At 64.0% G+C, this 21,219-nt stretch carries 19 protein-coding genes and 1 other RNA gene; 17 read left to right on the top strand and 3 right to left on the bottom strand.

Annotated features, from left to right (window positions below; all coding sequences use genetic code 11):
* Nucleotides 1-10 precede the first annotated feature (10 nt).
* Both nudC and NKH29_RS17125 read right to left on the bottom strand, forming a co-directional pair.
* On the bottom strand, nucleotides 11-952 hold the full coding sequence (gene nudC / locus NKH29_RS17120; protein WP_023717835.1) for an NAD(+) diphosphatase: 942 nt from the start codon (nucleotides 950-952) through the stop codon (nucleotides 11-13).
* A gap of 38 nt (nucleotides 953-990) precedes the next feature.
* Nucleotides 991-1,410 (bottom strand): HIT family protein, encoded by a 420-nt coding sequence (locus NKH29_RS17125; protein ID WP_023717834.1) that lies wholly within the window; start codon nucleotides 1,408-1,410, stop codon nucleotides 991-993.
* Nucleotides 1,411-1,767: 357 nt separating this feature from the next.
* Between NKH29_RS17125 and ffs the strand changes: the two genes are divergently transcribed.
* From ffs to NKH29_RS17185, 12 genes are all read left to right on the top strand, one after another.
* Nucleotides 1,768-1,864, top strand: an RNA gene (ffs, locus tag NKH29_RS17130) — signal recognition particle sRNA small type.
* Between the two features lie 104 nt (nucleotides 1,865-1,968).
* Complete coding sequence (locus NKH29_RS17135; RefSeq protein WP_353000179.1) at nucleotides 1,969-3,810, top strand: DNA polymerase III subunit gamma/tau; 1,842 nt, start codon at nucleotides 1,969-1,971, stop codon at nucleotides 3,808-3,810.
* A 32-nt stretch (nucleotides 3,811-3,842) separates the two neighbouring features.
* Entirely contained in the window at nucleotides 3,843-4,166 is a 324-nt protein-coding gene (locus tag NKH29_RS17140) for a YbaB/EbfC family nucleoid-associated protein (RefSeq protein ID WP_023719593.1), read from the top strand.
* Between the two features lie 290 nt (nucleotides 4,167-4,456).
* Nucleotides 4,457-5,410 carry a cell wall hydrolase gene (locus NKH29_RS17145; RefSeq protein ID WP_352483255.1) on the top strand — a complete coding sequence of 318 codons (954 nt, stop codon included), beginning with the start codon at nucleotides 4,457-4,459 and terminating at the stop codon, nucleotides 5,408-5,410.
* Between the two features lie 380 nt (nucleotides 5,411-5,790).
* The gene (gene recR, locus NKH29_RS17150; protein ID WP_023719591.1) at nucleotides 5,791-6,396 is read left to right on the top strand and encodes a recombination mediator RecR; all 606 of its coding nucleotides are present in this window, start codon (nucleotides 5,791-5,793) and stop codon (nucleotides 6,394-6,396) included.
* A 197-nt stretch (nucleotides 6,397-6,593) separates the two neighbouring features.
* On the top strand, nucleotides 6,594-7,871 hold the full coding sequence (locus NKH29_RS17155; protein WP_352483254.1) for a lytic murein transglycosylase: 1,278 nt from the start codon (nucleotides 6,594-6,596) through the stop codon (nucleotides 7,869-7,871).
* A gap of 201 nt (nucleotides 7,872-8,072) precedes the next feature.
* A complete protein-coding gene (locus NKH29_RS17160) occupies nucleotides 8,073-9,716 on the top strand; it encodes an ABC transporter substrate-binding protein (protein WP_353000181.1) in 1,644 nt (547 codons plus the stop codon).
* A gap of 18 nt (nucleotides 9,717-9,734) precedes the next feature.
* Nucleotides 9,735-10,802 (top strand): ABC transporter permease, encoded by a 1,068-nt coding sequence (locus tag NKH29_RS17165; RefSeq protein WP_023719588.1) that lies wholly within the window; start codon nucleotides 9,735-9,737, stop codon nucleotides 10,800-10,802.
* A gap of 13 nt (nucleotides 10,803-10,815) precedes the next feature.
* On the top strand, nucleotides 10,816-11,736 hold the full coding sequence (gene nikC, locus NKH29_RS17170; protein WP_292653972.1) for a nickel transporter permease: 921 nt from the start codon (nucleotides 10,816-10,818) through the stop codon (nucleotides 11,734-11,736).
* Complete coding sequence (locus tag NKH29_RS17175; protein ID WP_352716737.1) at nucleotides 11,733-12,566, top strand: ABC transporter ATP-binding protein; 834 nt, start codon at nucleotides 11,733-11,735, stop codon at nucleotides 12,564-12,566. Before nikC ends, NKH29_RS17175 begins: the two co-directional genes overlap by 4 nt.
* Entirely contained in the window at nucleotides 12,563-13,312 is a 750-nt protein-coding gene (locus NKH29_RS17180) for an ABC transporter ATP-binding protein (protein ID WP_353000183.1), read from the top strand. Before NKH29_RS17175 ends, NKH29_RS17180 begins: the two co-directional genes overlap by 4 nt.
* Before the next feature lie 142 nt (nucleotides 13,313-13,454).
* The gene (locus NKH29_RS17185; RefSeq protein ID WP_353000184.1) at nucleotides 13,455-14,732 is read left to right on the top strand and encodes a 4-aminobutyrate--2-oxoglutarate transaminase; all 1,278 of its coding nucleotides are present in this window, start codon (nucleotides 13,455-13,457) and stop codon (nucleotides 14,730-14,732) included.
* A gap of 1 nt (nucleotide 14,733) precedes the next feature.
* Here NKH29_RS17185 and NKH29_RS17190 read toward each other — a convergent pair whose 3' ends face one another.
* On the bottom strand, nucleotides 14,734-15,987 hold the full coding sequence (locus tag NKH29_RS17190; protein WP_353000186.1) for an NAD(P)/FAD-dependent oxidoreductase: 1,254 nt from the start codon (nucleotides 15,985-15,987) through the stop codon (nucleotides 14,734-14,736).
* Nucleotides 15,988-16,411: 424 nt separating this feature from the next.
* Here NKH29_RS17190 and NKH29_RS17195 point away from each other — a divergent pair, with 424 nt between their 5' ends.
* From NKH29_RS17195 to NKH29_RS17215, 5 genes are all read left to right on the top strand, one after another.
* Nucleotides 16,412-17,704 carry an imelysin family protein gene (locus tag NKH29_RS17195; RefSeq protein ID WP_502911273.1) on the top strand — a complete coding sequence of 431 codons (1,293 nt, stop codon included), beginning with the start codon at nucleotides 16,412-16,414 and terminating at the stop codon, nucleotides 17,702-17,704.
* Between the two features lie 55 nt (nucleotides 17,705-17,759).
* Complete coding sequence (locus NKH29_RS17200; RefSeq protein WP_254816251.1) at nucleotides 17,760-18,071, top strand: (2Fe-2S)-binding protein; 312 nt, start codon at nucleotides 17,760-17,762, stop codon at nucleotides 18,069-18,071.
* Nucleotides 18,037-18,522 carry a bacterioferritin gene (gene bfr / locus NKH29_RS17205; RefSeq protein ID WP_023719581.1) on the top strand — a complete coding sequence of 162 codons (486 nt, stop codon included), beginning with the start codon at nucleotides 18,037-18,039 and terminating at the stop codon, nucleotides 18,520-18,522. The genes NKH29_RS17200 and bfr overlap by 35 nt, the downstream gene beginning before the upstream one ends.
* 96 nt (nucleotides 18,523-18,618) lie before the next feature.
* Nucleotides 18,619-20,142 (top strand): di-heme oxidoreductase family protein, encoded by a 1,524-nt coding sequence (locus NKH29_RS17210; protein ID WP_502897175.1) that lies wholly within the window; start codon nucleotides 18,619-18,621, stop codon nucleotides 20,140-20,142.
* Nucleotides 20,142-21,218, top strand: coding sequence for an imelysin family protein (locus NKH29_RS17215; RefSeq protein ID WP_023719579.1), 1,077 nt, complete (start codon nucleotides 20,142-20,144; stop codon nucleotides 21,216-21,218). Before NKH29_RS17210 ends, NKH29_RS17215 begins: the two co-directional genes overlap by 1 nt.
* Nucleotide 21,219: the final 1 nt, after the last annotated feature.

Raw genomic sequence — 21,219 nt, forward strand, 5'->3', positions numbered from 1 at the left:
TGTCTTCGTGTCACGCGCTGTCGGCCCAGGCGCGGATCAGGTTATAGGCGATCGCCCCTTTCGGCGGCGTCACCAGGCCGCCCGGATGTTCCCTGGCCAGCATCGACAGCACCTCGTCGCGAAAGAACCAGCGGCAGTCTTCCAGCTCGTTGAGGTCGGGGTGGATGTCGTCGTTGAGCGGTTCGCCGAAGCAGCCGATCATCAGCGAATAGGGAAACGGCCAGGGCTGGCTGGCGTGGTAGACGACGCGGCCGAGCCGGATGCCGGCTTCCTCCAGCGTTTCGCGGCGCACCGCCGCCTCGATCGTCTCGCCCGGCTCGATGAAACCGGCGAGCGCCGAATACATGCCGGGCCCGAAATGCCGGCCGCGGCCGAGCAGGCATTTTTCGCGCGTCGCCGTCAGCATGATCGCCACCGGGTCGGTGCGCGGAAAGTGCTCCGTACCGCAGGCCGGGCAATGCCGCTTGTAGCCGCCGGCCCGCATCTCGGCTTCGGTGCCGCATTTGCTGCAGAAGCGATGGCTGGCATGCCAGGCGAGCAGCGCCGCCCCTTGCGCCAGCGCGCCGGCCGCCGCTTCGTCGATCAGCCCCTGCATATAGACCGAGCGATAGTCGATCGCCTTGATCGTCTCGGGAAGCTGCTCGGGCTCGACCGCGGCCGGCACCGCCAGCACCGGGCCACTTTCGGAAAAACCGAGCAGGACGCCGTTTTCGAGCGATGCCTCGAGCGGCCGGCTTTCGGCCACGCCGAACCAGGGATCGAATGCGTCTTGCGCAAGCTTCAGATAGAGCCGGCCGCCATGCATCAGCAAAAGCCGAGTCGTCGGATCGGCGAGCGCCTTTTCGACGGAATCGTCGGCGCGGTTTTCGGATTGCCGGTCGATGATGTTGCCGGCGAAGCCGACGAACTGGCTCGGCTCGCGCAAGGGCGCGTCAAACAGGCTAAAGCTCATGGGGACTCGGGAAGGTTCAAGATGGACACGGGAGAGGCTTATAGCGCTGCCTTGATCTTTTCCGCAAACTTGCGAATGTCGGAGCGCTGGTAGGGCTCGCGCAGGCCGTGCCCCCACACCGGGCCGGGCCAGCCGGGATCGCCTTCCGAGCGCGCGATAACATGCACGTGCAACTGCCGCACGATGTTGCCGAGCGCGCCGGTGTTGATCTTGGTGCAGCCGGTCACCCGCTTCAGCGCCAGCGCCACCATGTTGGTCTCGAAGGTCAGCATCGCCTGGTCGAGCGGCGTCATGTCGTGGATTTCCTCGATGCCCGGCCGCTGCGGCACCAGCAGCAGCCACGGCCAGCGGCGGTCGTTCATGACGCGCAATTCGCACAGGCCGAGCCACATCAGCTGTTCGCTGTCGGCTTCCAGCTGAGCGTCAAGCGTGAATCCTGCCTTGAGGCCCGGCAGCATCGGCGTTTCCCTCGCATTTTGACGTTTTTTGAACTTTATCGACGCTAGAGCGGCTACCGGGGGGCCGCAAGGGGCAGCAAGCAACATTGGCCGTCGTGGCGCTGATTGTGCGCGAAGAACCGAGGACCAGGGCATTGCATACGGTTGGCGCTGCCCCGCCGAGGTCGACAATTTTGACCGCAGCCACATTTTGTTCTTGCTTTGTGCCGGCAGCTATGCTACTAATGTCGCTATGGTGATTATTCGCACCAACGACCCGCCCGCCGAGGCGGGTTTTTGGTTTCAGCTTTCGCCGTCGCGCACGACCCCTATCATCCGCACTTGCATTTCATCGCCGGATTGCCGATATGGAGGCCGGGAGGTTGGTGGTGGACGGTCCACTCGCCAACCGGGTCAGGTCCGGAAGGAAGCAGCCCTAACGAGCCCGGAACGGGTCATTGTTCCAGCCTCCCGCCTCTTCGCCTTTTGCCCCGACATTGACGGCGCCAAGCCGTGCGGGCGAAACTATGCGCAGGAATCGGCCGCCTCCAGTGGCAGCCCTTGGAGCTTAACGGGCGAATGAGCGAAGCCGGAAACGACGCCGGGAAATCGGACAAGCCTGCCGCCTATCGCGTGCTGGCGCGCAAATACCGACCGTCGAATTTCTCCGAACTGATCGGCCAGGAGCCGATGGTCCGCACCTTGACCAATGCCTTTGCCACCGGCCGCATCGCCCAGGCCTGGATGCTGACCGGCGTGCGCGGCGTCGGCAAGACGACGACCGCGCGCATACTGGCGCGGGCCCTGAACTATAAAACAGCGACCGTCGACCAGCCTTCAGTCGACCTTGCCGTGCTCGGCGAGCATTGCCAGGCGATCATGGAAGGCCGCCATGTCGACGTCATCGAGATGGACGCCGCCTCGCATACCGGCATCGACGACATCAGGGACATCATCGAACGCGTGCGCTACGCCCCGGTATCGGCGCGCTACAAGGTCTACATCATCGACGAAGTGCACATGCTTTCCAACCAGGCCTTCAACGGCCTGCTGAAGACGCTGGAAGAGCCGCCGCCGCACGTCAAGTTCATCTTCGCCACCACCGAAATCCGCAAGGTGCCGATCACCGTCCTGTCGCGCTGCCAGCGTTTCGACCTCAGGCGCATCGATGCGGCAATGATCAAGGCCGACCTTGCGAGGATAGCGGGTCTGGAGGGCATCGAAGTCGAAGACGATGCACTGGCGATGATCGCCCGCGCGGCCGAAGGCTCGATGCGTGACGCGCAGTCCATCCTCGACCAGGCGATCGCCCATGGCGGCGGCGCGGTCAGCGCCGAAGCGGTCCGCGCCATGCTGGGCCTGGCCGACCGTGCCCGCATCGTCGACCTGTTCGAACATGTCATGAAGGGCGACGTCGCCGCCGCGCTTGCCGAATTCCGTGCCCAGTACGATACCGGCGCCGATCCTGCCGCGGTGCTGACCGACCTTGCCGAGTTCAACCATCTGGTCACCCGTCTGCGCTTCGTGCCGGCTGCTGTCGACGACGCCTCGCTGTCCGAGGACGAGCGCCGGCGCGGCGCCGATTTCGCCAGGACGCTGTCGGTCAAGGTGCTGTCGCGGACATGGCAGATGCTTTTGAAAGGCATTCCCGAGGTGCAGACTTCCAACCGTCCAGTCAGCGCCGCCGAGATGGTGCTGATCCGGTTGGCGCATGCCGCCGACCTGCCGACGCTGGACGAGGCGCTGAGATCGCTGGAGAGCGGCGTTTCGCTGCCCGGCTCCGCGCCGCGCGCGAATGGCGCGCCGGCAAGCCCCGGCCCCGCAAGCCCCGGCCCCGCAAGCCATGGGCCTGCAAGCGGTGGTGCCGGTGCCGTGGCGCAGACGCGGATGCCGACGGCCAATGGCGGCGCGCAGTCGATGCGCCTGGTCGAGCCCGAGCCGGTGCCGACCAATTTCGTTGCTCCGCCGGAGTCGGTGGTCGAGGCGCCGCCGGTGGCGGTGAAATCGCTGGCCGACATTGTTGCCCTTGCCGACGCCCAGCGCGACATGGCCTTCAAGGTGCTGGTCAAGCGTTGCGTGCGCCTGGTGCGCATCGAGCCCGGCCGTATCGACGTCAGCCTGACCGACGATGCGCCGAAGATGCTGCTCAACGATTTGACCGCCAAATTGCGCGCCTGGACCGGCCGCAACTGGCTGGTGTCGCTGTCGAAGGAAGAGGGCGGCCAGACCTTGGCCGAGATGGAATCGACAAAGCGCGAAAATGCCTTCCTCGATGCCAAGAGCGATCCGACGGTCGCCGCCATCCTGGCGCGCTTTCCCGGCGCCAAGATCATCGACGTGCGCATTCCCGACGCGCCGGAGGCCGATGCGGCCGAGGGCGAAGTGCCGGTCGAGCCGCCGGCAGACGACGACGAAACCTGAAACAACCGGCACCAACTGCAAAGGACCGTGCGATGAAAGATCTTCTCGGCCTGATGGGCAAGGCAAAGGAAATGCAGGCCAAGTTCCAGGCCATGCAGGATGAGATCGCCACGCTGGAAGCCACCGGACAGGCCGGCGGCGGCCTGGTCAGCGTGACGCTGACCGGCAAATTCGAGATGAAGTCGCTGAAGATCGACCCGTCGCTGTTCAAGGAGGACGAGGTCGAGATTCTCGAGGATCTGCTTCTCGCTGCCCACAACGACGCCAGGACCAAGGTCGAGCAAACCATGCAGGAAAAGACCAAGGCGCTGACCGCGGGACTGCCGATCCCGCCGGGAATGAAACTGCCCTTCTAAGGCTAATGCATGTCGCGCAAAAGTGTGCAGCGGTTTTGCGGTAACGACATGCATCGAAACAAGAACGTAAAGCGCGTCGCCTGAAGCCGGTCGAACGCGACGCGCTTTTAGTCAATCGGTATGCCGTTACAGTGGCCGAAGAGTGCAGCAGCCAGTGCTTGCTCTTCCGCCAGCTGTGTCTATTAGGCAACTCCCCACACTTAATAACGCTTTAGCCATCTTTTTGCCTGAAAGTGTCTCATTCTTGCCGCAACCAGGGGCGGGCTGGCAGCAGAATGAGGGGACGCCTGTTGATCTCTACCCGATGGAAGACGCCGTTGCGGCTCGGCGTCGTTATCTCGCCGCTGTTTTTGGCCGCTTGCAGTCAGACCGCCTCGCACGGCATGTCCAGCCTGACCGATGCCATTACGCCGGGTTTCCTGAGCTCGCGCTCCTACAATTCCACGCCGAAGGAAAAGGAGTGCCTGGAGCGGGCAATGTTCTTCGAGTCCAACCGGTCGAGCCGTGACGGCATGATTGCGGTCGGCACGGTGGTGATGAACCGGCTGCGGTCCGGCAAGCATGGCAACACCATCTGCCAGGTCGTTGGCGAGCGCGGCCAATTCGCGCCGGGCGTCATGACGCGGCCGATGAATTCGAAGGCGATGCCCGATGTCGAGGAAGCCGCCGCGGCGGTGCTCAAGGGCGAGCGCAAAGCCAAGCTGAAGAACACGATGTACTTCCACACCGCCGGCCTGCGCTTCCCCTACAAGAACATGCACTACACCATGGTCGCCGGCGGCAATGCCTTCTATGAAAAGCGCGGCCGCAACTGGCAGCCGCTGCCGGACGAACCGGTGGTCGCCGTGGCCCAGGCCAAGCCGCAAGCGCCTGCCGCTCAGGCCATACTTGTCGCCTCGGCCGAGCCGGCGCGCGACGCCAAGCCGACATTCGCCAAGGCGACCTATGTGACCGCCGCCGCATCGCAGCCGGCAAAGCAGACAAGGGCGACTGCCGGGATGGCGACCCCGGAGGGGGCAGCCCAAGAGAAGTCGACCCAAGAGAAGCCGGTGCTGGTGGCACTGCAAGAACCAATGCAGGAGCCCGATGCGGCCCGTTTCGGTGGGACCGCGAGCGCACGGCCTGTCACCTCCTTCGAGGCAGCGCCGGCAGAGCCGACAATGTCGTTCGAGGCGACGCCCGAGAACACCGACGCCATCGGCGCGATGATCGCCGGCCAGACCCGGCCGCTGGAAGAAAACTGAGACGGTCAACGTCGCCGCCGCTCATCTGGCTGCCGCCATCTTCTCCCGCATAGTGACGGGGAGAAGGACGCTGTTGCCAAGGATTTCGCCAATTTCCGGCGTCGCAAAAAAGGGTGCCGAGGGTCACGGTCGGCCCTTTCTCCCCGTCACTATACGGGGAGAAATGCCCGGCAGGGCAATGAGGGGCGGCACAAACCTAAAGCGATTGCCTCTTTGCGCATCGAACATCCCGCGCCTCAGCAGTGTTCCAAAACCCGTTGAAAAATCCTAGAGCCTGATCCATTCCGATAGATCGGAATGGGGCTCTATCGTCTTGTTTGACCATGATCTTTTCCGAAAACCGGTTTCCACTTTTCGGGATCATGGTCTAAACCGGTGCGATGTCGAAGCGAATCGCCGGTCCCGAGATCGAACGCCTGATCCAGTTGCTGGCCAAGGTGCCGGGGCTTGGCCCGCGTTCGGCACGCCGCGCCGCGCTCCACCTCATCAAGAAGAAGGAACAGCTGCTGGCGCCGCTCGCCGCCGCCATGGGCGAGGCGGTCGACAAGGTGCGCATCTGCTCGACCTGCGGCAACGTCGACACCTCAGACCCATGCATGATCTGCACCGACGCGCGTCGCGACCCCACCACGCTCATCGTCGTCGAGGACGTGGCCGACCTATGGGCGCTGGAGCGGGCGACTGCCATGAACGTGCGCTACCATGTGCTCGGCGGTACGCTGTCGCCGCTCGACGGCATAGGTCCTGATGAGCTCAACATCCGTTCGCTGGTCGATCGCGTCGCCGGCGGCGAAGTCAAGGAAGTGATCCTCGCCGTCAACGCCACGGTCGAGGGCCAAACCACCGCGCACTACCTCACCGACCAGCTTTCCGGCTTCGACATCAAGGTGACGCGGCTGGCGCATGGCGTTCCGGTCGGCGGCGAGCTCGATTATCTCGACGAAGGCACGCTGGCCGCCGCACTGCGCTCGCGGACGGCGTTTTGAGGCGAGTGGCGGGGAGAGTGCGGATGATGGCTGCTGCGCATTTTTTAAGGCGGGCACTCTGTCACACCCCCCTCTGTCCTGCCGGACATCTCCCCCGCAAGGGGGGAGATCGGCAGCGTCAATCTCGCCGCCAATCTTTCAACGTCGAAAATTGGCGGAAGCAGAGGCGACAGCCAATCTCCCCCCTTGCGGGGGAGATGTCCGGCAGGACAGAGGGGGGTGGGACGGATCGCTGCTTTCACAAAATAGCCGTCGCGTTTCTTCTCGCCGCACTTGCCGCGTTCCTCCTCGCCACCCCCGTCTCCGCGGCAAAAATCGACGACCAGTTCCGCGCCTGGCTTGGCAACGACCTCTGGCCCGAAGCCAATGCCAAAGGCATCTCCAGGAAAACCTTCGATGCCGCCTTCGACGGCGTCAAGCCGAACCTCAAGCTGCCCGACCTGGTGCTACCGGGCGAGAGGGCGACGACGCCGCGGAAGCAGCATCAGGCCGAGTTCGGTTCGCCCGGCGCCTATTTCGCCGAAAAGATAGTTCGTGCGGTGACCGCCGGCGGCCGCACCCGCGAGGCGGCCAACGCCAGCACGCTGGCCGCGATCGAGAAGCGCTACGGCGTGCCCGGCGAAGTGCTGCTGGCGATCTGGGGCCGTGAGAGCGGCTTCGGTGCGGCAAAGCTGCCCTACGACGCCTTCGAGGTGCTGGGCACCAAGGCGTTCATGTCGACGAAGAAAGAATTCTTCCGCACCGAGCTGCTGGCGGCGCTCGGGATCGTCGAGCGCGGGCTTGCCCCGGTCGGCGCGATAAAATCGTCCTGGGCCGGTGCGCTCGGCCAGCCGCAGTTCATGCCGACGTCGTTCCTGAAGCATGCCGTCGATTTCGACGGCGACGGCCGCACGGACATCTGGAATTCGACGCCCGACATACTGGCATCGATCGCCAATTATCTCGTGCATTATGGCTGGGTGAGGGGCCGCGGCTGGGGCTTCGAGGTGACGGTGCCGGACAGCGTCTCGTGCTCGCTCGAAGGTCCGGACCAGGGCAAGAAGATTTCGCAATGGGCTGATATGGGTATCAGGCGTGTGTCGGGTAAACCGTTCCCGGCGAGCGAACTGAAAGCCGAGGGCTTTCTTTTGATGCCGGCCGGCCGCAGCGGCCCGGCCTTCATCGTTACGCCCAATTTCTACGTGCTGAAGCAGTATAACACCAGCGATCTCTATGCCTTGTTTATCGGCCATGGCGCCGATCGCATCGCCCATGGCGACAGCAATTTCTCGGGCAATTGGGGCGCGGTCGGCGGGCTCTACCGCTCCGACATCGCCGCCCTGCAGCGGGCGCTGGAGGCAAAGGGTTATGATGTCGGCAGCGCCGACGGCCTGCCCGGCTTCAAGACGCGCCGCTCGATCGGCAAATGGCAGGCCAGAAACGGCCGTTCCGCTACCTGCTTTCCCGACGCCGACCTGGTTACCGCGCTGAAATAGCCGGGTTTTCGCACCGCCGGTCTGGCCCAATCGACCGTTCTGCAAATGCTCGTTGCCGCGCTCGAAACCGCCGGATATGGTGAGCCGGAACTGCACAAAAATTGCCAAGACAATGGTCCGGGGATCACCGTTCGACGCGGCAAGAAAATGCCACAACCCTGAGCCGGGAACTCAGGTCAACAAAAACAGGGAACAGTTAAAATGATGATGGAAAAGTTTGCTCTACGCTCCCGCTTCTTGCTCGCGGGCGCGGCCATGTCCGCGCTGCTTCTGGCCGCTGCGCCTGCCTTCGCGGTCACGCCCGCCGACACGCTGGTCGAAGGTTTCGCCATCGACGACATCATCTCCATGGATCCGGGCGAGGCATTCGAATTGTCGACCGCCGAAATCACCGGCAACACCTACGATCTTCTGGTGCGCCTCGACCTCAGCGACACCTCCAAGGTCAAGGGCGATCTCGCGGAAAGCTGGAGCGTCTCCGACGATGGCCTGACCTACACATTCAAGCTCAAGCCCGGCCTCAAATTCGCTTCCGGCAATCCGATCACGGCGGCGGACGTCGCCTATTCGTTCGAGCGCGCCATCAAGCTCGACAAGAGCCCGGCCTTTATTATCGGCCAGTTCGGCATCGATGGCGGCAACGTCACCGAGAAGGCCAAGGCTGTTGATGATACGACGTTCCAGTTCACCGTCGACAAGGCCTATGCGCCGAGCTTCGTGCTGAACTGCTTGTCGGCGACTGTCGCCTCGGTCGTCGACGCCAAGCTGGTCAAGGAGCATGTCGCCGCGGTCACGCCCAGCGCCGACTACAAATGGGACAATGACTTCGGCAATGCCTGGCTGAAGACCGGCTATGCCGGCTCCGGCGCCTTCAAGTTGCGCGAATGGCGGGCCAACGAGGCCGTTGTTATGGAGCGCAACGACAATTACTACGGCGGGAAGGCCAAGCTTGCCCGTGTCATCTATCGCAACATGAAGGAAAGCTCGGGCCAGCGCCTGGCGCTGGAAGCCGGCGATATCGACGTCGCCCGCAATCTCGAGCCGAACGACCTCGACGCGATTGCCAAGAATGCCGACCTCACCACCACCTCAGCCCCCAAGGGCACGGTCTTTTACATCAGCCTCAATCAGAAGAATCCGAACCTCGCCAAGCCCGAGGTTCGCCAGGCCTTCAAATATCTTGTCGATTATGATGCATTGAGCTCGACCATCCTCAAGGGCATCGGCGAGATCCATCAGACCTTCCTGCCCAAGGGCGTGCTCGGCGAGTTGGACGAGAATCCGTTCAAATTCGATGTCGCCAAGGCCAAGGAACTGCTTGCCAAGGCGGGTCTCGCCGACGGCTTCAGTGTCACCATGGACGTGCGCAGCAGACAGCCGGAGACAGGCATGGCCGAATCGATCCAGCAGACGCTGGGACAGGCCGGCATCAAGCTGGAGATCATCCCCGGCGACGGCAAGCAGACGCTGACCAAATACCGCGCCCGAAACCACGACATCTATATCGGCCAGTGGGGCCAGGACTATTTCGACCCGAATTCCAATGCGCAGACCTTTGCCAGCAACCCGGACAATTCGGATGAAGGCAAGACCAAGACGCTGGCCTGGCGCAACGCCTGGGACATTCCGGACCTGACCAAGCAAACGGAGGCCGCCCTGCTCGAGAAGGACGCGGCCAAGCGCGCCACAATGTACCAGGATCTCGAGAAGAAGATCCTCGACACCAGTCCTTTCGTCATCATCCACCAGCAGCTGGAAGTGGCCGGCCTGCGCAAGAACCTCAAGGGCTTTGCGCTCGGCCCGAGCTTCGACACCAACTTCGTCGGCCCCGTCTCGAAGGAGTGACGCCGGCGGACGCGCCGTATGAGTGTGGCTGAAAGCGAAGTGACGGCAGGGCGCGGCGGCGCCCGCGCCGTTGCCGTGGCCTCATCGATCGCCCGGTTCCTGGTCATCGCGATAACGACCTATCTCGGTCTGCTCGCGGTGACCTTCTTCATCGGCCGTGTCATCCCGATCGACCCGGTGCTGGCGGTGCTCGGCGACCGGGCGCCGGCCAATGTCGTCGAACGAACGCGCCGCGAGATGGGCCTCGACCTGCCGCTGGTCGAGCAGTTCTACATCTATGTCAAACATGCCCTGAACGGTGATTTCGGCACCTCGGTGCTGACCACCAATCCGGTGATGACCGATATCCGCCGCGCCTTTCCCGCGACGCTCGAACTGGCGACGCTGGGAACATTGATCGGTTCGGTGATCGGCGTGCCGCTTGGCGTGCTGGCCGCGGTGCGGCGCGGCAGCGTCATCGACCAGGTCGTGCGGATCATCGGCCTTGTCGGCTATTCCGTGCCGATCTTCTGGCTGGGGCTGCTGGCGCTGGTTCTGTTCTACGCCAAGCTGCAATGGGTCGCCTTTCCCGGCCGCCTCGATGTCGTCTACGAATACACCTTCACGCCGATTACCGGCTTTTACCTGCTGGATGCACTCTGGCAGCGGCAGTGGGACGTATTTGCCGATGCCTTCCGCCACATCATCCTGCCGGCCTCGCTGCTCGGTTATTTCTCGCTCGCCTATATCAGCCGCATGACGCGCTCCTTCATGCTGAACGAACTCACCCAGGAATATATCGTCGCGGCACGAGCCAAGGGCCTGTCCGAAACGCGCATCATCTGGGGTCACGCGCTGCGCAACGCCGCGGTGCCGATGGTTACGGTGATCGCTCTGTCGTATGCCGGGCTGCTCGAAGGCTCGGTGCTGACCGAGACGGTGTTTTCGTGGCCGGGCATCGGCCTCTACATCACCAACTCGCTGCAGAACGCCGACATGAATGCCGTGCTCGGCGGCACCATCATCATTGGCTCGGTCTTCATCGCCATCAATCTATTCTCCGACCTGCTCTACCGGGTGCTCGATCCCAGGACCAAGGCAGGATGAGGACGAAGGCAGGATGAGCACGGAAGCGATTCAAACCCGCCGCGACTGGCTGCTCAGCGAGCGGCCGGCGTCGCGCGTGCAGGCAAGGCTCGGCCGCGCCTACGTGGCCTGGCGGCGCTTCTCCGCCAACCGGCTGGCGTTTGCCGGCCTGCTCATCATCATCGCCCTACTGGTGGTCGCGGCCTTCGCCGATGTGCTGGCGCCCTATTCGCCGACATTCGGCGACCTTAAGGGCTCGCGGCTGCTGGCGCCGAGTGCCGCGCACTGGTTCGGCACCGACGATCTCGGCCGCGACATCTATTCGCGCATCATCTTCGGCTCGCGCTGGACACTGTACGTCGTCATTCTGGTTGCCATCATCGCCGCGCCCATCGGCTTGCTGGTCGGCACCGTCGCCGGCTATGCCGGCGGCTGGACCGATGCGATCCTGATGCGCATCACCGACATCTTTCTCGCCTTTCCGAAGCTGATCCTGGCGCTGGCCTTCGTCGCCGCGCTCGGCCCCGGCATCGAAAACGCCGTGCTCGCCATCGCCATCACCTCGTGGCCGCCCTATGCCCGCATTGCGCGCGCCGAAACGCTCACGGTGCGCAATTCCGATTACATCAAGGCGGTGCAGCTGATGGGCGCCTCGCCGTTCCGCATCGTGCTTCGCCACATAATGCCGCTCTGCATCTCCTCGCTGATCATCAGGGTGACGCTCGACATGGCCGGCATCATCCTGACCGCCGCCGGTCTCGGCTTCCTCGGTCTCGGCGCGCAGCCGCCGCTGCCGGAATGGGGCGCGATGATCGCATCGGGCCGCCGCTTCGTGCTCGACCAGTGGTGGGTGGCGGGCGCGCCGGGCTTTGCCATCCTCATCGTCAGCCTCGGCTTCAACCTGCTCGGCGACGGCCTGCGCGACGCGCTCGATCCCCGAAGCGGTGACCAATGAGCACGCTTCTCGAAGTCGACGACCTGCGCGTTACCTTCCCGACGCGCACCGGCCTGATCGAGGCGGTGCGCGGCGTTTCCTTCTCGCTCGGCCGCGAGCGGCTCGGCATCGTCGGCGAGAGCGGATCGGGCAAATCGCAGACCGGCCGCGCCATCATGGGAGTGACCCCGCCGCAGGCCGAGGTGACCGCGAAGACGCTCGCTTTCGACGGCATCGACCTGCTGGCCGCCTCGCCGCGCGAGCGCCGGGCGCTGCGCGGCAAGCGTATCGCCATGATCCTGCAGGATCCGAAATATTCGCTGGACCCGGTGATGAGCATCGGCCGCCAGATCGTCGAGACGCTGCGCACGCATGAGAAGGTCTCCAAGGCCGAAGCCCGCGAGCGCGCGCTTGCCATGCTGGAGGCTGTGCAGATCCGCGATCCGGTCCGTGTCTTCGACCTGCATCCGCATGAGGTTTCCGGCGGCATGGGCCAGCGCGCCATGATCGCCATGATGCTGATCGCCGGGCCGGAGATGATGATCGCCGACGAGCCGACCTCGGCGCTCGACGTCACCGTGCAGCTCGACGTGCTCGGCATCCTCGACCGGCTGGTCAGCGAGCGCGGCATGGGGCTGATCTTCATCTCGCACGACCTGCGCCTGGTCTCGTCCTTCTGCGATCGTGTCATCGTCATGTATGCCGGCAAGGTGGTCGAACAGCTCAAGGCCTCCGAACTCGGCCGCGCCCAGCATCCCTATACACGCGGCCTGCTCAACTGCATGCCCAAGATCGGCGCCGACCGCCACCCGTTGCCGGTGCTCGACCGCAAGCCGGAGTGGGCGGCATGACGGCAGCCCTTTCCGTCGACAGGCTGGAGGTGATGTTCGACCGCTTCCGCGCGCTGAAAGGCGTCAGCCTCGAGGTGCAATCCGGTGAATCGTTCGGCCTCGTCGGCGAATCCGGCTCCGGCAAGTCGACCCTTCTCAGGGCAATCGCCGGCCTGGCGCCGGCCGCATCAGGCACCATTACCGTCAACGGCAAAACGCTCGGCGCGCGCCGCGACAAGGCGTTTTATCGCGAGGTGCAGATGGTCTTCCAGGACCCGTACGGCTCGCTGCACCCGCGCCAGACCGTCGACCGCCTGCTGCAGGAGCCACTCGCCATTCACGGCTTCGCTGACGGTGAAAAGCGCATCCAGCGGGCGCTGGACGAGGTCGGCCTGGGAACCGGATTCCGCTTCCGCTATTCGCATCAACTGTCGGGCGGCCAGCGCCAGCGCGTCGCGATCGCCCGCGCCCTGATCCTCGAACCCTCGATCCTGCTGCTCGACGAACCCACGTCGGCGCTCGACGCTTCCGTACAGGCCGAAGTGCTCAACCTGTTGGAGGAGATCCGGCGGCGCCGCAAGCTGACCTTCCTGATGGTCAGCCACGACCTCGCCATCATCACCCATACGTGCGAGCGGCTGATGGTGATGCAGAACGGCGAGGCGGTCGAGCACCTCGCCGCCGGCGACCTTGTCGAGCGCCGCGTCACCAAGGACTACACGCGCAATCTGCTGAGGGCGAGCGAGGGGTTTGTCAGGACGGCATGAGCGACGGGCGTTCGGTTGCTGACGCCGACCGGCAGGCCCAATCGCCCGGCGGCGGTGCCAACTTGAGGAAAAACTGAAATAAGCCCAGAAGAGTCTCAACAGCCATCAAACGAGAGCGGGCGCCGGCCCGGCGAGGGGTACGATGACAAATTCAGCCATTTCCGAACGCAAGAACCAGTCGATTTCCCGCGGCGTCGGCATGACCACTCAGATCTATGCCGATCGCGCCGAAAATTCGGAGATCTGGGACGTCGAAGGCCGCCGCTATATCGATTTCTCGTCCGGCATCGCTGTCGTCAACACCGGCCACCGTCACCCTAGCGTGATCGAAGCGGTCAAGGCGCAGCTCGACCGTTTCACCCACACCTGCTACCAGGTCGTGCCTTATGAGAGCTATATCAGGCTGGCAGAACGGCTGAACGGCATGCTCCCCGGCAAGTTCGACAAGAAGACGATTTTCCTCACCACCGGCGCCGAGGCGGTCGAGAACGCGATCAAGATCGCCCGCAATGCCACCGGCCGGCCGGCGGTCATCGCCTTTTCCGGCGGCTTTCACGGCCGCACCTTCATGGGCATGGCGCTGACCGGCAAGGTCGTGCCTTACAAGGTCGGCTTCGGCGCCATGCCGGCGGATGTCTTCCATGCGCCGTTCCCGGTGGCGCTGCACGGCGTCTCGGTCGCCGATTCGCTGGCCGCGCTCGACCGGCTGTTCAAGGCCGATGTCGACCCGGCCCGCGTCGCCGCGATCATCGTCGAGCCGGTGCAGGGCGAGGGTGGCTTCTACGAGGCGCCGCGCGACTTCATGACCGCATTGCGCAAGATCTGCGACCAGCACGGCATGCTGCTGATCGCCGACGAAGTGCAGACCGGCTTTGCCCGCACCGGCAAGATGTTTGCCATGGACCACCACGAGGTGGCGGCCGACATCACCACCATGGCCAAGAGCCTGGCCGGCGGCTTCCCGCTGGCGGCCGTCACCGGGCGTGCCGAGATCATGGATGCGCCGAGCCCCGGCGGGCTCGGCGGCACCTATGGCGGCAGCCCGATCGGCGTCGCCGCGGCGCATGCCGTGCTCGACGTCATCGATGAGGAGAAGCTCTGCGACCGCGCCAACACGCTAGGCAACCGTCTGAAGCAGCGCCTGCAATCGATCCGCGACGAAGCGCCTGAGATTGTCGATATCCGAGGACCTGGCTTCATGAACGCGGTCGAGTTCAACGATGTGACGAAGGGGCTGCCGTCGTCGGAACTCGCCAATGCGGTGCGGCTGAAGGCGCTCGACAAGGGCCTGATCCTGCTGACCTGCGGCGTCTACGGCAACGTCATCCGCTTCCTCGCGCCGATCACCATCCAGGACGCCGTCATGAACGAAGCGCTCGACATCCTCGAAAGCTCGATCCGCGAAGTTCGCGCCGCCTGAGCTATCCGGCCGCTCTTGCAGGCTCTGCCTGCTGGAAGGCGGCGAGCGCCGCCTTCAGCCCGTCGGGCCCGGTCGCGACAATCTGCGGCGACGGCGAAAAGCCGGCGCCGAGCATCTTGCGGCCAAGCATATGGTCGCCGGGCCGGTTGACCGATTCGATGCCGAGCAGCCGGCTTGCGGCGTAGTGGTAGATCGAGAATTTGTTTTCGGCCACGTCGCCCAGCACGACATGGCTGTCGCCGCCCGCAATCAGGCCGACCATCTGCAGCTTCATGTCGCCGATATCGGACCAGAACCACGGCACCGCCGAGTAATTGTCGGCATGGCCGATGATGGTGCGCGCGGCGAGCCGCGCCTGGTCTGTGGCGTTCTGCACCGATTCCAGCCGCACATCGCCGCCGGTGAACCAGTGCCGGTAGGAGGCGGCGTCGCCGATGGCGAGGATTTCCGGCACCGACGTGCGCATCTGCTGGTCGACGCGGATGCCGTTGGCGATGGCAATACCGGCGGCTTCGGCCAATTCGACATTCGGCACGACGCCAATGCCGATGACGACCATCTGTGCCGGCAATCTCTCGCCGGATGAGGTGATTGCAGCCGAAACACGGCCGTTCTCGCCCTCCAGCCGTTCGATGGTGGTGCCGGTAAGGATGCGCACACCGGTCGCTTCCAGCCGCTGGCGCACATGGCTGGCGATGACCGGCGCCACGGCGCGGCCGAGCAGCCGGTCGACCGCCTCGACCACGGTGACCTTGCGGCCTGCGGCGGTGAGCGTTGCGGCAATCTCCAGGCCGATGAAGCCGCCGCCGAGGATGACGACCTCCTCGCTTTGCACGCTCAATTGGCGGATCAGGCGGGCATCGCCGAGCGAGCGCAGCGACACAACGTCGGAAAGCTCCGAACCCGGCAGCGGCAGCAGGCGCGGCCGCGCGCCGGTGGCGAGGACCAGCCGGTCGAACGGCAGCACGCCGCCGCCCGATATCTCCAGCCTGCGGCCGCCTGCATCGATGCGCTCGATCCGGATGCCTGGCCGGAAGTCGATGGCGCTGCCGGTATAAAAAGCCTCGCCGCGCAGCGGCTGCGACTTTGCTTGCTGATCCTTGATGAAGGTCTTCGACAGCGGCGGCTTGTGGTAGGGCAATTCGTTTTCGTCGCCGATCAGGATCACCGGACCGTCATAGCCTTCTTCGCGCAGGCTGGCGGCCGCTTGCACGCCCGCATGACCCGCACCGACAATGGCAACCCCGTTCTTCATAACAGCCCGATTCCTCCTCCAAATCTAGGACTTCCCGCCAGGTGGCGATTGTCCGGCGCCGCCGCAAGAGCGCCGATCCGGGTCGCACCCGGAACGGCCACCTGTCAATCGCTTCATGCGCCGGCATTCCGGATAGATCGGCGTTAAAGTTGACAGTTCTAGTTTAGAATAATTCTAAACTGTTGTTTCAATTGAATTTTTTCTACGCCCACCGGTTGACATCCGGCGTCTTCGCCGTTTTATGGAAGCTCGCGCGTCAGCGCATCCCTTTGATGTCTGGGCCTTGAACCCTTTCGATTGGAGGCATTTCGGTGTCTTTCTTCCGCGAACCGCGCGATGGCGCGACCCTTCTTTGCCCGCTGGCAACTGCCCGCCGCGGCGCCGGCATTTCATTGATTCCCGAGGAGAGACAGTCATGAGAACGATGATCACGGCGCGGTATGGCGGCAGGCTTGCGGCGATCGGCGCCACCGCGATGCTTACGGCGGCGGTGTTCGTGCTGCCGGCCAAGGCGCAAACCGATACCAAGGCGGTCATCAAGACCTATTCCGACATTGCGCTTGCCAAATACGAGGATTCGCTGATCACGGCCGAGGCGCTCGACAAGGCTGTCGATGCACTGCTCGCCAAGCCATCGGCTGAGACGCTGAATGCCGCCCGCGAGGCGTGGAAGGCATCGCGCGTTCCCTATCAGCAGACCGAGGTCTATCGCTTCGGTAATGCCATCGTCGATGACTGGGAAGGCAAGGTGAACTCCTGGCCGCTCGACGAAGGCTTGATCGACTATGTCGCCAAGAGCTACGGCACCGAATCGGACGCCAACGCGCTCTACACCGCCAATGTGATCGCCAACAAGTCGATCGAGATCAACGGCAAGAAGGTCGACGCCACCAATCTGACGCCGGAGTTCCTCTCCGGCACCCTGCAGGAGGCCGGCGGCATCGAGGCCAATGTGGCGACCGGCTATCACGCCATCGAATTCCTGCTGTGGGGGCAAGACCTGCACGGCACCGGTCCGGGCGCCGGCGAGCGGCCCTACACCGATTACGACCTCACCAATTGCACCGGCGGCAATTGCGACCGCCGCTCGCAGTACCTGAAATCGGCGAGCGACCTTCTGGTTTCCGATCTCAAGGACATGGTCAACGACTGGAAAGAAGGCGGCGCCGCCCGCAAGAACCTTGTCGATGGCGAGCAGAACGCCGCCATTTCGACCATCTTCACCGGCATGGGCTCGCTGTCCTATGGCGAGCTCGCCGGCGAGCGGATGAAGCTCGGCCTCTTGCTGCACGATCCGGAAGAGGAGCACGATTGTTTCTCCGACAACACCTACAACTCCCATCTCAATGACGCCGTCGGCATCCGCGCCGCCTATCGCGGCAGCTACACGCGGCTTGACGGCACTGTCGTCGAGGGCCCGTCGGTGGCCGACATGGTCAAGGCGGCCGATCCGGCGATCGACAAGGAATTATCGGACAAACTGGATGTCACCGTCGCCAAGATGGAGGCCATCAAGGCGCGGGCGCTTGCCGGCGAGGCCTATGACCAGCAGATCGGAGAGGGCAACACGGAAGGCAATGCCACCGTGCAGGCGGCGATCGACGCGCTGGTCGATCAGACCAAGTCGATCGAACGCGCCGTCGGTACCCTGAAGCTCAATGCCATGGCCTTCGAGGGATCGGACAGCCTCGATTCACCGGACAAGGTGTTCCAGTAAACTATCGAAACCACCAGCCACGCGGCGCAATGAGCGCCGTCAGCCAGAGCGCCAAATGCTGATCTGCCATTGCAACATCATCACCGAAAAGGAGATAGAGCAGACGATCGTCGGACTGCTGGATGAGGACCCTTGGCAGCTTATCGTGCCGGCGAAGGTCTATCATGCCATGCACAAGCGCGGTCGCTGTTGCGGCTGCTTCCCAAATGTGGTCGAAACGATCATTCGGGTCACCGAAAATTACCACACCCGCTCGGCGGCGAGCGGCGTGGACATTGTTTCACACCTGGATCGCGTCAGAGGCCTGCGCGTCCAATACGGGAGCAGAACCCATGAAAGGCGAACAGCAGATCATAGAGCGGCTTAACGAGGCTCTGTTTCTGGAACTTGGAGCGGTCAATCAGTACTGGGTGCATTTCCGGCTGCTGGAAGACTGGGGATACGCCAAGCTGGCGAAGAAGGAACGCGCCGAATCGATCGAGGAAATGCACCATGCCGACCGGCTCGTGGCGCGCATCATTTTCCTCGAGGGCCATCCGAACCTGCAGTCCGTGGCGCCGCTGCGCATCGGGCAGAATGTCAAGGAAGTGCTCGAATCCGATCTTGCCGGCGAATATGACGCGCGCACCGCCTACAAGCGGTCGCGCGAGATCTGCAACGAGGCAGGCGACTACGTGACGATGAAGCTGTTCGAGGAATTGCTGACTGACGAGGAAGGTCACATCGACTTCCTCGAGACGCAACTCGATCTGCTGGCCTCGATCGGGGAGGAAAAATACGGCCAGCTCAACGCGGCATCGGCCGACGAGGCGGAATAAGGACATGCAGGAATGCGGCGCCCCCTAGATTTCATGCGCCGCTTGCGGCCGGCCGAGCATTGCGGCCTGCCGCCTCAGAAGAAACCGCGATACGGAATGGTTCGCGGCGCTTTTCTTGCCGTGGTGGCGACGCTCACAGCCTCGGCGCTGGCCGGAGCGCCGCAACCGGCGGGGCTTGCTACCAGCCGCACCGATCTGACGCCGAAGGATCTGGCGCGCGTCATCGCCATTACCAGGCCGACCAGCGATTTCTCCAAGCCCGAGCAATTCGAGCTAATGCAGGGCGGCGCCGGCACCTCGAAGAAGGACGTCAACAAGGACGCCTTCTCGCAATCCTCTGCCAACATCAGCTTCGAGGAAGAGGGCACCTTCAAGCTCGGCAACGCCATCTTCCGCAAGAACTGGGTGTCCTCGCCATCCTCGACACAGGCCTCGGATGGGCTCGGTCCGCTGTTCAATGAGCGCGCCTGCCAGAACTGTCATCTGAAGGACGGCCGCGGCCATCCGCCCCAAGGCGACAGCGGCACCACCTCGATGTTCCTGCGCCTGGCAAGGCAAGCCAGTACCGAGGAGGAGGAAGCCGCGCTCGCCGATCACAAGGTGCTCAACTTCCCCGACCCGGTCTATGGCACGCAATTGCAGGAATTGGCGGTACCCGGCCTGCAGGGCGAGGGCAGGATGCATGTCGACTATCAGGACGAGAAGGTGAAATTGGCGGATGGCAGCACGGTGTCGCTGCGCAAGCCGAGCTATTCGGTCGAGGGCCTCGCCTACGGGCCGCTCGACCCGCACACCACGCTGTCGCCGCGCATGACGCCGCCGATGATCGGCCTCGGCCTGGTCGAGCAGATCGCTCCTGCCGACATCCTTGCGCGTGCCGATGCGGCCGACCGCGATGGTGACGGGATTTCCGGCAGGCCCAACATAATACGTGACGGCAGCAGCGGTGAACTGACGCTCGGCCGTTTCGGCTGGAAGGCGCAGGCGGCATCGATCCGCCAGCAATCGGCGGACGCTTTTGCCGGTGATATCGGCATTTCGACGCCCGAGGTGCCGAAGCACTGGGGCGATTGCACCTCCGGAGAAAAGACCTGCCTTGCCCTGCCTAACGGCGTGCAGGAGCGCCTCGGTCCGGTCGAAGCGCCGCCGCCGATCATGGACCTCGTTACCTTCTATTCGCAAAACCTTGCCGTGCCGGCCCGGCGCGGTCTCGACAGACCGGACGTGCTCGCCGGCAAAAAACTGTTCTACGATATGGGCTGCATCTCCTGCCATACGCCGAAATTCGTCACCCGTCGCGGCACCCCGAATAAGGCGCAGGCCTTCCAGCTGATCTGGCCGTATTCCGATTTCCTGCTGCACGACATGGGACCAGGCCTTGCCGACGGGCAGGCGGTGGGCGAGGCCACGGGAAGCGAATGGCGCACGCCGCCGCTGTGGGGCATCGGGCTCACCCAGACCGTCAGCGGCAACACCTTCTTCCTGCATGACGGGCGCGCACGCAGCCTGGCCGAGGCGATCCTGTGGCATGGCGGCGAGGGCCAGAAGGCGCGTGACCGCTTTGCCGCCGCCGATGCGGCCGATCGCGATGCGCTGATCAAATTTCTGGAGTCGCTCTGATGCCGAAGCGTCTTGCGCTTGCGCTCGCTCTGCTGGTCCTCAACGGTGCGCTGCCAGCATCCGCGGCGGTGAAGGCTTCGGATGTGATCCAGCGGGCGACCGACGGCTTCGTCCGCCCGGCCTATGCCAGGCTGCATGACCATGCGGACAGCTTGGCGAAGATCATGCACGCGCTTTGCCAGGCGCCCTCGCAAGACAATCTCGATGCGGCACGCGCCGAATTCTCGGGTGTCGTGGATGCCTGGTCGGTGGTGGAAATCATCCGTTTCGGGCCGATCTCCGAAAACAACCGGCTTGAGCGCATGCTGTTTTGGCCGGACCGCAAGAGCATCGGCCTGAAGCAGGTGCAGGCAGCACTTGCCGGCAAGGATCCGACAGCCGCCGATCCGGCCCAGCTGGCGACAAAGAGCGTCGCCATGCAAGGGCTCGGCGCACTGGAATTCGTGCTCCATGGTGACGGCGCCGATCAATTGGCCGGCAGGGACGCCGCCTATCGCTGCGCCTACGGTGCGGCCATTGCCGGCAATATCGAGGCAATCGCCGGCGAGGTCAGCGATGCCTGGACCAAGCCCGACGGTTTTGCCGCGCTCTGGGCCAATCCGGGTCCGCAGAACGCGCTCTATCACGGCGGCACCGAAGCGGTGACCGAACTGGTCGGCGTCTTCATCAACGAGCTGAAAATGGTGCGCGACGTGCGCCTGAAAGGCTTCCTGGGCGCCAAGCCGGAGGCCGACAAACCGAAACAGGCGATCTATTGGCGCTCGCAAAACACCGCCCGCTCGCTGACCGGGAACCTGGCGGGCATGGACGCGCTGTTCCAGGCCTCGCAGCTTGGCGACGCGCTGCCGCCCGATGCGCGCTGGATGGCGGAATCGGTTCACATCCAGCTCACCAACGGGATCGAGGCGGCCAAGGCGATCAGGGGTCCGATCGACAAGGCACTTGCCGATCCGGCGCTGCGCCGCAAGCTCGATTATTTCTCGCTGGTGACATCCAGCCTGACGACCCTGATCGGAACTAGGCTGACCGCCGAATTTGGCCTGACCGCCGGGTTCTCGTCACTGGACGGCGACTGAT

Origin of the sequence: Mesorhizobium sp. M1295, assembly GCF_040318135.1 — a bacterium.
Classification (GTDB): domain Bacteria; phylum Pseudomonadota; class Alphaproteobacteria; order Rhizobiales; family Rhizobiaceae; genus Mesorhizobium.